The following is a 13854-nucleotide window of genomic DNA, read 5'->3' as shown; positions in this document are numbered from 1 at the left end:
TAATTTTATGGAGTTTCAAAATAATTCGTGTCAAAAGGATAACAAACCCAAGTCAATGTTGAACCATTGTAATTCACTTCAAGTGTTGACGTATCTAATGCAGTTAAAGTAGGTTGCTTCTCCATATAACAAACTCGACGTCCCCCTTCCACAGTCACATAGTAATAAGATGTAGTTGTTTTATAATCACTAGGTACGTAATAGACATCGCCTTGTTTTTCCAAAATAACGGGTTGTCCCGTAATCAAAATTTTTTCGGCATAGGAACTTACATTGAATATCATAAGCGAAAAAAAGACTAATAATAGTTTTTTCATAATCATTTCACTCCCTGAAAAATTCGCAAATTATGATTAAGTATAGAACAATAATATTATTCCAGTTAATTTATTCTTATCACATCATAATCACTGCACGAAATCGTGCTTTATTTGCCATCATATCATCAAAAGCTTTTTCCGCTTGTGCAAGCGGATACTGTTGAATCATTGGCCGAATTCCTGTTAGCGCACAAAACCGCAACGTTTCTTCAGTGTCGATTGCGCTTCCTGATGACCAACCTTTAATCGAGCGATTAGCAAGAATAAGCTGAGTTGATATCACTTCAATTGGATCATTAGAAGCCCCAACAACAACTAACTCTCCTTTATTGCCAAGCCCGTCAATTAAGGGGGAAATCGATTTCCCACTCGGTGCTGTTGCTAAAATCACCTGAGCACCCCCTAATTTTTTTAATTCAAGAGCAACATCTTTCTCATCAGAATTTATATAAATATGGGCTCCTAACTTCTTAGCGAGTGGCTCTTTATCTGCCCCCTTAGAAAGAACAACGGTTTTAAATCCCATTTTATTAGCAAATTGAATTGCTAAATGGCCTAATCCCCCTACTCCCTGTATTGCAACTAAGTCACCTGCACGAGCAACACTATTCCTTAAGGCATTAAAAGTGGTTATGCCTGCACACATTAAAGGCGCAGCTTCAGCAAAGGAGAGCTCATCAGGAATTGCAGCCAGTGCTTCAACGGGTGCGATCATATATTGTGCGTACCCACCATCATAATGTAATCCTGTTATTTGATGATTTTCACATAAAATAAAATCCCCATGACGGCATGGAAGACATTGGCCGCAGCGTGCTCCAGCCCATCCAACACCAACACGCTGACCCGATTTCCATTTGGTAACATTGGGCCCAACCTCATCAATGACACCTGCAATTTCATGACCTGGAATTCTTGGGAGTTGCAGATTAGGCCATAATTTTTCCTTCACAAATACATCAGAATGACAGACACCGCATGCTTCAACTTTAATACGTACTTGATTCGCTGAAGGCATCACTATATCTCGTTCAACAACCTCCCATTCGCATGATTTATTGACCTGTACGGCGTTCATCTTTTTCATGATTCATTTCCTTATGTAATCAATACCAAACAAAATCCATTGACTGATTAAAAAATCCCTATTCTGAATTGTAGACAATCTCTATGAAATTTCATGAATCATTATGATTATGAAAACAGATTATCGCTGATGTTGTTTTGGTGTTTTGTGTTGCAAGAAACGATTATAATTACTTGAAAAGCGCTTAAATTCATGCACAGCAACTTAGTTTTAAAAGGAATCTTATGAACACTCTGGATTGGTTAAAAAAATTGATTGAATTTGATACCACCTCGCGCAACTCCAATTTATCACTCATAGACACTCTAGCTAATGCATTGAATGATTACCAGATTAAGCCCATTTTAGTTCATGATGACAAAGCACTTAAAGCAAATTTACTCGCATCCCTCCCCGATCGCCATGGTCGATTTGGTGGAGGACTGATTTTATCTGGTCATACTGATGTAGTACCTGTTGATGGGCAAACATGGGATAGCGATCCATTTCGGGCAACGGTTAAAGATGAAAAGGTATATGGGCGCGGGGCTTGTGATATGAAAGGTTTTATTGCAGTAGTCATGAATCTCATCCCCCAATTTAAAGCACTTAAGCTTGAATTCCCAATACATTTTGCTTTTTCATATGATGAAGAAATTGGTTGTCTTGGGGCACCAGGCCTTATTGAGAAAATGACCCAGCTTAATTATAAACCCAAAGCATGTATTGTAGGCGAACCAACTTCGATGCAACCTGTAATCGGACATAAAGGAATACAATGCTATCGCTGTCAAATTCATGGTGTAGCAGCCCATTCATCACTGACTCCTCAGGGCTGTAATGCCATAGAGCATGCTGCATCATTGATTACGTATCTTCGCAATATCGCCCATCAATTTAAATCTCAAGGGCATCATGATGGGGCTTATGATGTACCTTATACAACGATATCCACCAACCTCATCCAGGGAGGAAATGCTTATAATACGATTCCTAGTTTGTGTGAGTTTGTTTTTGAAATTAGAAACTTGGTGGCGGATAATCCCGATGAACTGCACCAACAAATTGTTGACTATATAGAAACGCAGCTGCTTCCCACACTGCAGAAGGAGCAATTGAACACAAACATCATTTTGGAAACGCTTGCTAAAGCCCCTGGACTAGATACACCACCATCAGAACCAATTGTTCGTGCCGCCCAGTCAATTTGCCAAAACGAAAAGCAATTAAAAGTTGCTTATGCTACTGAAGCAGGATTGTTCCAACACGCGAACATACCTACTATCGTTTGTGGTCCAGGCAGCATTGAACATGCGCATCGTGCTAATGAGTTCGTTTCTCTGGAACAATTGCATCGTTGTGAACAATTCATTATCGAAATTCTACAATCACCATTTCTTAGTCTTCCTGAATGAAAAAAGTAATTGTTAGGAGGTTATCCGATTTAAAGTGAGTCCGTTGAACTGTTTCTTTCTATTTTTAAAAGGCTTGCTATTTATTATTAAATCGGACAAAAATAAATGAAAATGGAGCATAAAAAACCGAATAAGTAAAAATCTGTCCTGCATTTGATTAAAGTGTTTTCTCTTTAAATTAAGTCGTTAATTGCATCATTAATTTAAATTAATTAGGGTCAAATCGCGATTAGAGAAGAGCATGATCATTCTATATATTCCATACTCTGAAGAAAATGATCTAATGACTAAAGCACTTCATTGGAAAGAAGTACTCAGCAATCAAAACATACGCATCATTCAACATGGTAAAAAAATTGATTATAAATCAATGGAGCATGTCCCCCTCACAATCTATGTTCTTGCACATGGGATTGATAATTTATTGGAGAATTTTCATCTGGCAAGCGATTGTCCTATTACCGATCGAACTACCCTCCTTGGCATTGATAAAATCGCAGAGCGTTTCAACTCGGACTTCCTTTATCTGCATCATAGGATTAGCAACATCAAGCTTTATTTTTGTAATAATAAAGGGAATCAAAAATCCATAGCAGAAAAATTTCAGCAGAATTTAATCTTATTTGATGCATTCATTGATTATTATGCAGGGACTCTTTTTTGCCCTTCAACGGATAAAAAAAAGTATTCCATTTATAACGGTCAATGGTATGTCTCCTCCAATGTACGCCACACATTATATAAAAGAATGGGTGAGGACTCGAACGTAAAAATGAGTATCAAACAACTGAGCATGCTCAATTTCTTTGAAGATGCAAAACAAAAGCGCATTGATCTTATGTTTGAAAGACAAAAAAAAGCACGTCAAGAACAACTCATGAAAAAAAGAAAAGAACTTCTGGAATATCAGCAAATGCATGGTGGCAAGATGGAACTTGACGAATTATGCCAACCACCGAATCTTTAGATGATGAAGTATGGACTTGGTTATGGTAGGTAGTCATAGAGTTTTTTATGATTTATTTTTCCGCTATGAGTCAATGGTATCATGTCGATAAAATATACTTTAACCGGAATTTTATATTGTGCAATATATTGAGTTAGGAATTGACTCAGCTCAGGTTCGGTCACCCTCTTTCCACTGTTTAGCACCACAAAAGCTACAGGTACTTCTCCTTCATGTGGATCAGGAATACCAATTACCGCTGCTGCTTTAACTGCGGGATGCTGATAAATCGCAGCTTCAACTTCACCAGGCATTATATTTGAAGTATTTCGAATAATTATGTCCTTAATGCGCCCAGTAAAATAATAATTTCCCTGGCTGTCTTGTTTTCCACTATCACCCGTTTTAAACCATCCATCTATAAATGCCTTTTGAGTTTCATCTGGATTATGCCAATAATTCAGCATGAGTATATTTCCCTTTACCAAGATTTCTCCATCTTCTCCTTGTGGCACTTCTTTGCCGGATTGATCCACTAAACGTAATTTTACTCCTTTAATCGGTTTGCCAATACAACCACTTTTGGGGTTCTCATCTCGACAGACCGCCATCCAAATACCCTCGGTCATACCATAACCAACGTGGATAGGCTTCCCAGCACAAGCAATAAATCGTTTTTGAACTGCTTCAGGCAATACATCACCTCCCGTATAAACGCCACGTAGCGAGGCAAAAGTATCTGAACTGCAACGCCCAGAATCCAAAAGTTTCATCAAAGTATCAATGTGTGGCACCGCTAAGGTTGGCCTATGCTTCATTAAGCCGTCTACATAATCATTCAAGTTAAACCCATCATAGACCAAAACAGTACCGCCTCGTGACAGAGTAGAAAAAGTTTCCATAAAACCACTTATGTGGCATTGAGGTTCGCACACGATCATCTTATCTTGAGAAGTAATTGTATCTAGTGCATCGGAAGTTGAATCTAATATTGCTTCAATTGAGCTCAGAGTATGAACGACTCCCTTGGGTTTTCCGGTAGAGCCCGAAGTATAAAAAATAACTGCAGGATTGCGATAAGAGAATTCAGATACCTCAAACTCAGTAAACGTCTTTATGACCTCGTGAAATAAAGGATATCCATTTGATTTACTCTGTTCACCCATAACAAAAACTTGTTTAATACTGGTTCGCGTTAAATCGATTTTCTCCAGTAAAAATAATTTTTCTTCTTCAATAATTAAATAATAGGGCTCTGCATCATGAATTACTCGTTCCAACTCAGGAGGCGCATAACGACGATTTATTGGCATCGCAACACACCCTGTTTTAAAACAACCTAGATAAATAGCGATTATTTCAATACTATTTGGCAGCATAAATGCAATACGTTCGCCCTTAAGTCCAGCCTCAGTTAAAAAATGAGCAAAACCATTTGCAACATTTCCCAGCTCTTCGTAGGAAACACTTTTTTCTCTTAATATAAGAGCCGTTTTTTGCAAATTATTTTCTCTAATTGAGCAAATTATGTTTTTAGTCAACATAGACATACCAACTATTTTTTAAACAATTATTGTTATACTATAGGACAAATTTATTTGCTCTATGTGGAAATTTACGACAGAGTGAATCAAGAAAAACTTAATTAGGACTATTAAATAGTGGGACTTTATGAGCGTATTCATTGCGGAGCAAACAAAAGTGCAAATAGTTAATAAAATCCTACCTTAGTAAAAATACGTAAGTGTGTTAATAAAAGCTTAATAAAATTTTATTACAGTGTATCAACGTAAATTCAATTATAGGGTTCATTATGCCAACCATACGATTTAGAGAAACCCCATTAATCCGTGAAATTTTAACAATTTATAAAGAATTACGAACAAAGGTCATGGAAGACGTACATTCCAGCATCATTGAAGTTGCTGTAGCACAACAAGGTTGGGGATATACGTTTGGTCTAACGTATAAAGAAGGCATTATAGAGGGATTGGAATATCCTCAGCCTGGTGGGTTATCAAGTCTAGCCAGGCAAATACAAGAACAAAATCATTCAAAAGAAATTAAAAGAAACTGTGACTATTTTAACTTTGTATACAATACGTGTTATCAGTATATTGCGGATAATCAAAACCGTTATTTTGGTCGCGCCAATTTAAATGATATAGCACATGGTAAAGTGATTGCCATGATCTTATTAGCTCACCTATGCCGCCGAGCCTTGGAAAAACCCATAGAAGAGCAAAAAAAATACAAAGAAAGAATTCAGCGTTTCACTGTCGAATTGCTAAAACATAAAGACATACAAAGTACAAGCAGCCAAGATGATAAACTTCTTTCCTGTAAGTCCGCTCTGAATCGCATATTTTCTGCATCACAACAAGACAATTCCTCCGAGCAAGAAAATAAAATTGATGCTTATTATCAACAAATTGAAGAAACAACCCGAAAATTAAATGAATTGCTTGTTGGTATTGATAACCACATGCTGCCGTTATTTAGCGCGCAAAACCAAATTGATGTAACGCATTTGCAGGATTTGTTCAAAAGAGAAGGGCAAGCTACCCTTACTGCTACAGAACAAAGAGTGATGCATGATCCCTTTATCGTTGAACTATTTGGCCGACCTACAGCAGCTTTACAAAAAGATGACTATCTAACACTTTATAAAGGACTTGATTATCAATTACCTAAAGAAGGTAATTTTTTATGGGGACAGTTTGGAAAAGAACAACAAGAAAACTTGATCAAGTTATTAAAGTTGCGAGATAAATTGCAAGTTCTGCAAAATGAACTTAAGAAACTTCATCAATTTACCAGTAGCAACAAAATCAGTTACTTCAATGATTTTATTAAATTGTCTGAGCCTTACTTAAAGGACATTCATCATGTCAAAACCGAGTTAAATGTTTGTTTGGAAAAATTTGAAGCAGATTGTGGTAAAGTTTATCGAGAACGGAGTAAGTCTCCAAGTTCAACCCGAAGCTTATGGGAAACTTTTTACTTAAATAAGCAACCATTAGTTGAAGTACGAAATTATTTTATTAATGCATCCCGACAAATAAGTTCGGCATTTGCGAGCATTCCATTTGATTGTTTTGATGCACTAAAAGAATTCAGTCAGGAAGCCAATGAAGTCCTAAAACGAGGATATGCACTATTTGGCGACGAATTCGAGGCGATAGATAGTCATTTTCAATCGGATATATCACAAGCACAAGCAAAAGAGTTGAGTCGCCAAGCTGAGCTTATTTTAGTAAAACAAAAAAGCATCCTGGCGGAGTATGATGAACTACTTCTAAAAGCACGACAATCTTCTGATGAAACCACAAGAAAACTGATTGAAATTCTGGAACGTCGTCGAGCTATTATTGCGCAAATTATCCAAACCATTGAATTACAATCTACGGATATTGCTGAAGAAGAAGGTTTTGTTCTTATTGAGAGCAGCAGTTTTGAAACTAAAATGCTGGAAGAAGAACATCAAACGGCTGGTTTCTTACAAATTATCAGAAACTACTTATCTCGCCCACCAGTAAGTACACTTGAATATAATGCTTTAAGAGAGCAGTTAGAAAAGCAAGGTATTGAATTAAGTGAAGCCCGAAAAGCAAATGCAACCGTGCAGCAAGACAATCAAATGAAAGATGAATTACTTTCGCAACAGAATGAATTGATTTTGCGACAAGACAACGAAATTAAAGCACTTACTGCCGAAATACAAAAAAGAGACGTACAATTGGAGCTGGTCGCAGGAATTGCGAACATCTCTATACTCAATACACATAATTCGCAACTATTAATTAAACGCGTTACCAACAACCAAATCGCTCAAGTAAAAGAATTATTAACTGCGGTAAAAAATATGCAGGCCATTATGCAACAAGGAAGCAATTATGAAATAGCTTATGAGTCAAGAGCAAGCCTATACGATAGCTCATTATTTTTTAGTCATAATAATAATGGTAAAAAGCATGCACGTAAGATTATGAATGAATGGGGAGCTCAACTGTACTTAATTACGAATGACGCAATAACACAATTATTACAAAATGAAACTATAGATGCGGAGAAAATGAGTCAACTTACAAAATCCCTCTCCAATTCCTTAGTTGACTCAATGAATGATTTAATCATTAACGAAAATTACAGCAGTTATAAACAACATTCGTTTCGAAATTATCTACGTTATTTCCATCAACAGTTAATCGTTGATGGGCAATTAAAAGAGACGTTAACTGATAAACAAGTTCCAATAAAAGACGTTAATGCAATTTTTGCAACAGTTAATCAAGCGTTCAATAAAACAGAATTAGAAGAATTCGAGATAGCATTACAGAATCAAGGTGAATCATTTTGTATCTAGAGCAAGTTTCATTGATATGGGGCGCGAACCTATGACCAAGGGATTAAGAGTATAGTTTTTTATCAATTTCATTAAGGTAAACTACGCTCCAATCACTCTAGAAAAACAATACACCGTATCCCTCAATCCCTAAAGCAAAGAGAACAAAAAATTTGATCAGCTCTCCAACCCCATACAAACCATGAGCACAGGAGTGAGGCAGTTTTTTTCCTCTTGCCAATTCATCGACTCGTTGACTGAGTATTGGAAAAATCCAGTAAGTTTGTAGCATGAGAATGCCGAAGAGTATTGCGAGAAATAAGATCTCAATTCTGGTTGGATCACTTAAAAGAGTTAAAATGATTAAAAGAACAAACCATCCCATCTGTAGCCGATGAAAATAAAAGAACACTGTGCGTCCAACATTCAAACCCACTACTTTGTCCAAAGCAGGCGTTTTAAACTTCACCCAACTTTCAAAAAAAGAGATACCAAGTATCATACCTGCCCATAAAAATGCGCAGATAGACGTCAAATAGAGAGGCATTTTGAGCTCATTTAAAAACTAATAAATGTGATGCATCTTATGAGGCCTGAATATGTGCTGTCAAGAAACGGCTTTTCTAAAATAGATGAAAAAATGGACTAAAATAGTAGCTATTCCAAATAAAAGAGCGGGTAGATTGACATATTTTTATAAAGTTGTATTTTAAATACATCTTTATTATAATACTCTTGTATAACATACCGCAAAGGAGCAAATTATGTCAGCAACTCATAAACCTGCTAAAACCATCAGTGATAAAATTGCCTTTGGTCTTGTGAAATTTTTTCGGTTTTTTGCTGATACTTTTTTTCAAAAACGATATGGAAATCGCGCCATAGTACTCGAAACAGTAGCTGCAGTACCTGGCATGGTTGGCGCTGCGTTGCTGCATTTACGCTGCTTAAGAAAAATCAAAAATGATGAGGGCTGGATTAAAACATTGTTAGATGAAGCAGAAAATGAACGGATGCATTTGATTACTTTTATGTATATTGCTAAACCTAATTGGTTTGAACGATTTATTATTTTCATAGCCCAAGCTCTTTTCGTAGTTTTATATTTGTTGATGTATGTTCTTTCTTCTAAAACAGCCCATCGCTTTGTTGGTTATCTTGAAGAAGAGGCTGTTGTTAGCTATACCCATTATCTGCAAGAATTAGATGAAGGTCGCATTGAAAATTGTCCCGCTCCTGATATTGCTAAAAACTATTGGGGATTAGCTTCTGATGCACGCTTACGTGACGTGCTATTGGTTGTACGCATTGATGAAGAAGAGCATCGAGATGTAAACCACCAGTTAGCTGACAAATTGGCGAACGAGCGTACTCTTTTAACCAAACTGGAATCAGAGCTTACAGATAATAAGAGCAGCAACTGATAAGATAATTATCGATAACCAGAAATAAAAGGTGCATCATGATAACAGAATACTGTGAGTTAATGTGTTACAAAAAAATAGAGCTTGAAAGCCATGGAAAACTAAAATTTTTTCTTGAAAAACACAGCACTAAAGAAGGAACCTGGGGTCAACTTACCCTACGCGAAGGGGCAATTGATTTTGTATTCCTAAATGGTCAGGGACATGAGTTATCACGCACTCGAATTAACGAAGAACATCCCCAATTACTGATCTCCCCTGCTGCATGGCATAAAATTATCCCTGTCAGCGAACCTTTTAAGGCAAATCTTGAGTTTTATTGTATGCCCCAACGTTATTTCAGTAAAAAATACAGTTTAGGGGCAGCACACAGTGATTTAGTGTATGTCTATCAGACTTATTTACGTCATTTGCAAACCTCATCAATACTTGATGTAGGTTGTGGTTCAGGAAGAAATTTATTGTATTTAGCAAAAATGGGGCATAGGGTCACTGGAATTGATCACAACCCATCCGCTTTGGAGAGCATTGAAGATATCGTACAGAAAGAAGCCTTGTCTGGAGTCAATACGCTACTGCATGATTTAAACCAACCTCTAAATCTTGAACCAGAATGTTATGATTTAGTGCTCTCAACAGTCAGCTTACAATTTTTAAATACGCAACGCATTCCAGAATTGCTTACCGAGCTCCAAAAAGCAACCAAAAAGAAAGGGTATCATTTTTTAGTGTTCCCTATTCACTCAGAACTTTATTCACTGCCAGAGTTTTTCACTTTTCTGCCGCAAAAAGAGGAACTCTATCATATATATCAAGACAGTGGATGGTCGATACTCGAATATAAAGAATCAGTAGGCCATTTGCATAAACAAGATGAACTGGGAAGACCCCTATCAGGTCTATTTGGTCTTTTGCTCGCACAAAAAATTGCATAATACTTTATTTAATGTTCAAGAAAACAGACAACTCATTTGGGTTATGCAACACGTCAGCCAAAGTATATCGTTCCAAGATCCCCATAAATGCTGTTTGGGCTTCATGCAAGATGCCCTTTAATTTGCATACAGGAGCAATACAGCAATTGGCTTTTTCTTTATTAAAACAAGGTACCAAATCAAAATGAGGCTCCAGCCGGGCAATTAATTGACCTAAATTAATTGCTCCAGGTTGGGCTGCCATTAAAATACCACCATTCTTGCCGCGGATGGTTTTAATTAGTCCAAGCTTGGCTAAATTATGAATGATTTTAATCATGTGATTGTTCGAAATTCCGTAGGCCTCTGTAATGTCCTTAACCGTGCAGGAATCTTTTCTAAGAGCAATGTAAATCAAGGCGCGTAATGAGTAATCCGTAAATTGTGTCAGTTGCATCATTAAATCCAAATTGTTAGTTGACTCTGATTATTTCTTTTTATAAGATGCATTGCAAATACATCTTTAAGAAGTATACCATGTCTGAATCGTTATTTGAGCGTTTGAACAATTATCTAGGTTTTTAACATTTCTCTAAGTACATATTGCAAGATACCACCATTTTTGTAGTACGCTAATTCAGTTAAAGTATCAATTCGCGAAATAAGGTTTATTTCCGTTTGTGTTTCATCTTCTCTATGAATGACTGCTTTTATTAGCGCGTGTGGTTTTAATTGATGAGCAAGATTTAAAATATCAATTTGTTCAGAGCCCGTGATTTTTAGTGTTTTACGAGTGACTCCTTCGGGAAATTCCAGAGGAAGAATGCCCATACCTATTAAGTTTGAACGGTGAATTCGCTCAAAGCTTTCTGCAATAACGGCTACCACCCCCTGAAGTTTAGGTCCTTTAGCGGCCCAATCACGCGAAGATCCTGTTCCATATTCTCTTCCAGCAATAATAATTAAAGGGATGTGTTCTTCTTTATACTGCATTGCTGCGTCATATATGGGTACTATATCGCCACTGGGAATATGACGCGTAAAACCACCCTCTACACCAGGAATCATTTCATTGCGAATGCGGATATTCGCAAACGTCCCGCGAACCATAACCTCATGATTACCTCGACGTGAACCATAAGAATTAAAATCCTTAGCTGCAATTCCTTTAGATTGAAGGTATTTTCCTGCAGGGCTATCAGGCTTAATGGAGCCCGCTGGTGAGATATGATCGGTAGTCACGCTATCGCCAAACAGAGCAAGAACTCGAGCACCTTTAATATCTTGTATTTCCTCAGGCATCACATCCATTCCCTCAAAAAAAGATGGATGTTGAATATAGGTTGAATTGGATTTCCAAGTATAGGTATCGGATGCAATAGTTTTCATGGCACGCCATTCCTTCGTGCCGGTAAAGATATAGGCATACGCTTCATGAAACATTTGTTGCGTTATTTTTGCCACTTCATAAGCAATTTCACTATTTGATGGCCACAGATCCTTTAGATAAATAGGATTTTTCTCTGCATCTAACCCGAGAGGATCGTTCGTCATATCAAATAAAGTCGTTCCAGCAAGAGCAAAAGCGACAACAAGTGGTGGCGATGCGAGCCAATTGGCTTTCACCAACGGATGGATACGTCCTTCAAAATTACGATTACCAGACAATACCGCAGACACAACCAAATCATGGTCAATCACCGTTTTCTCAACAGGTCCAGGAAGTGGTCCTGAGTTGCCAATACAGGTTGTACAGCCATATCCTACTAAGGTAAACCCCAATTCATCCAGATATTTTTGTAAACCAGTTTGCTCTAAATATCGAGTCACAACTTGAGATCCCGGGGCAAATGAGGTTTTGACCCATGGTTTTCTCTTTAAACCTTTTTCAACAGCTTTTTTGGCTAACAAGCCAGCCGCAATAAGTACATTAGGGTTTGAAGTATTTGTGCAACTGGTAATTGCAGCGATGACCACATCTCCATGATGTAATTCATAATCAGCCTCTGTACCAAATGCTTTATGTTTTTCGTCTCTTCGATTGTTTTCATTAAGAAATTGATCCATTGCTTGAGGAAGACTTGCTAATTCAACGTAATCTTGCGGCCGTTTTGGCCCTGCCATGCAAGGGCGAATTGTTGCTAAATCCAAGGTGATAACATCTGTATAAACAGGTTCAACTTGATCTACCTCATGCCATAACCCTTGAGTTTTGGCATAGGCTTCAACCAAATCAATGGTTTGCTTGTCTCTTCCGCTTAAATGTAAATAATCAAGGGTTGTTTGATCAATTGGAAAAAAACCACAGGTTGCACCATATTCAGGTGACATATTACTGATGGTTGCTCGATCGGCAATGGATAGCTCAGCTAATCCCTCTCCAAAAAACTCAACAAACTTACCCACTACACCTGTTTTGCGTAAAAGTTGAGTTATCGAAAGCACGAGATCTGTTGCTGTCACCCCTTCTTGCAAGCGGCCCGTTAATTTGACCCCCATAACTTCTGGAATGAGCATTGAAATGGGTTGTCCTAGCATGGCTGCTTCCGCTTCAATACCTCCAACGCCCCATCCTAACACACCAAGGCCATTGATCATGGTCGTATGACTGTCTGTGCCTACCAATGTATCTGGAAAGGCATGCATTTTCCCGCTGATTTCTTGACTCCAGACCGTCTTCGCCAGATATTCCAAATTAACTTGGTGACATATCCCCGTATCAGGTGGCACAACGCGAAAATTTTGAAAAGCCTTTTGTCCCCAACGTAAAAACTCATAGCGTTCATAATTTCGTTCCATTTCTTTCTTGGCATTAATAGTAAATGCATCTGGAACAAGAAATTGATCGACCTGTATGGAATGATCAATGACCAAATCAACAGCAGTCAATGGATTGATTTGCCCCGTATCTCCTCCCATTTCTTTAATGGCATCACGCATTGCTGCAAGATCAACGATGGCAGGAACACCGGTAAAGTCTTGCATCAACACCCGTGCAGGTCGATAGGCAATTTCATGATCTGAAGCTTTCTCTTTTAACCAATCAACAAGTGCTTTGACATCATCTACGGTAACCGTATGTCCATCTAAATGACGAAGTAAATTTTCTAGAAGAATTTTTAAAGTATAGGGTAGCTTCGATAAGCCTTTAAGTCCTGCGTGTTCTGCTTCGGCTAAGCTGTAGTAATGATATTCCATGCCATTTATTACAAGAGATTGTTGTATTTTTTGGTGAAATTCTTTTTCTAGAATAATGGACGATGCAGTCGCAGTTTTTTTGAGTTCATGATCTTGCGAAATCCAAGAAGGCGGATCACTTGCGGGAAATGACGCTTCCGATGACTCATTGATGATTGCTTGTGTGCTTTTTGATTTTGAACCTTTGAACCAATCCATCCATTTTTTTATTGGCATTTTTACTCTC

At 37.7% G+C, this 13854-nt stretch carries 11 protein-coding genes; 5 read left to right on the top strand and 6 right to left on the bottom strand.

Annotation, left to right across the window (positions count from 1 at the left end):
- Positions 1-5: 5 nt before the first annotated feature.
- Entirely contained in the window at positions 6-317 is a 312-nt protein-coding gene (locus Lstg_RS02965; protein ID WP_058476196.1) for a hypothetical protein, read from the bottom strand.
- 79 nt (positions 318-396) lie between these two features.
- Positions 397-1407, bottom strand: coding sequence for an alcohol dehydrogenase (locus Lstg_RS02960; protein WP_058476177.1), 1011 nt, complete (start codon positions 1405-1407; stop codon positions 397-399).
- A gap of 224 nt (positions 1408-1631) precedes the next feature.
- Between Lstg_RS02960 and argE the strand changes: the two genes are divergently transcribed.
- Positions 1632-2801, top strand: a complete 1170-nt coding sequence (gene argE, locus Lstg_RS02955) for an acetylornithine deacetylase (protein ID WP_058476176.1) — start codon at positions 1632-1634, stop codon at positions 2799-2801.
- A 241-nt stretch (positions 2802-3042) separates the two neighbouring features.
- Complete coding sequence (locus Lstg_RS02950) at positions 3043-3768, top strand: hypothetical protein (RefSeq protein ID WP_058476175.1); 726 nt, start codon at positions 3043-3045, stop codon at positions 3766-3768.
- 20 nt (positions 3769-3788) lie between these two features.
- On the opposite strand, the gene Lstg_RS02945 is transcribed toward Lstg_RS02950, so the two are convergent.
- Positions 3789-5291, bottom strand: a complete 1503-nt coding sequence (locus Lstg_RS02945; RefSeq protein ID WP_058476174.1) for a class I adenylate-forming enzyme family protein — start codon at positions 5289-5291, stop codon at positions 3789-3791.
- 269 nt (positions 5292-5560) lie between these two features.
- Here Lstg_RS02945 and Lstg_RS02940 point away from each other — a divergent pair, with 269 nt between their 5' ends.
- Positions 5561-8113 carry a hypothetical protein gene (locus tag Lstg_RS02940; RefSeq protein WP_058476173.1) on the top strand — a complete coding sequence of 851 codons (2553 nt, stop codon included), beginning with the start codon at positions 5561-5563 and terminating at the stop codon, positions 8111-8113.
- Between the two features lie 97 nt (positions 8114-8210).
- On the opposite strand, the gene Lstg_RS02935 is transcribed toward Lstg_RS02940, so the two are convergent.
- Positions 8211-8639 carry a hypothetical protein gene (locus tag Lstg_RS02935; protein WP_058476172.1) on the bottom strand — a complete coding sequence of 143 codons (429 nt, stop codon included), beginning with the start codon at positions 8637-8639 and terminating at the stop codon, positions 8211-8213.
- Positions 8640-8856: 217 nt separating this feature from the next.
- Between Lstg_RS02935 and Lstg_RS02930 the strand changes: the two genes are divergently transcribed.
- Both Lstg_RS02930 and tehB read left to right on the top strand, forming a co-directional pair.
- Complete coding sequence (locus Lstg_RS02930) at positions 8857-9516, top strand: alternative oxidase (RefSeq protein WP_058476171.1); 660 nt, start codon at positions 8857-8859, stop codon at positions 9514-9516.
- A 38-nt stretch (positions 9517-9554) separates the two neighbouring features.
- On the top strand, positions 9555-10451 hold the full coding sequence (tehB, locus tag Lstg_RS02925) for an SAM-dependent methyltransferase TehB (protein ID WP_058476170.1): 897 nt from the start codon (positions 9555-9557) through the stop codon (positions 10449-10451).
- A gap of 4 nt (positions 10452-10455) precedes the next feature.
- On the opposite strand, the gene Lstg_RS02920 is transcribed toward tehB, so the two are convergent.
- Both Lstg_RS02920 and acnA read right to left on the bottom strand, forming a co-directional pair.
- On the bottom strand, positions 10456-10887 hold the full coding sequence (locus Lstg_RS02920) for an Rrf2 family transcriptional regulator (RefSeq protein ID WP_058476169.1): 432 nt from the start codon (positions 10885-10887) through the stop codon (positions 10456-10458).
- A gap of 116 nt (positions 10888-11003) precedes the next feature.
- Positions 11004-13844 (bottom strand): aconitate hydratase AcnA, encoded by a 2841-nt coding sequence (acnA, locus tag Lstg_RS02915; RefSeq protein ID WP_082650787.1) that lies wholly within the window; start codon positions 13842-13844, stop codon positions 11004-11006.
- Positions 13845-13854 lie beyond the last annotated feature (10 nt).

Source organism: Legionella steigerwaltii (assembly GCF_001468065.1).
In the GTDB taxonomy this organism is placed as follows: Bacteria; Pseudomonadota; Gammaproteobacteria; order Legionellales; family Legionellaceae; genus Legionella; species Legionella steigerwaltii.
Note: the sequence above shows the minus strand (reverse complement) of the source record. Positions and strands in the feature narration are given on the sequence as shown.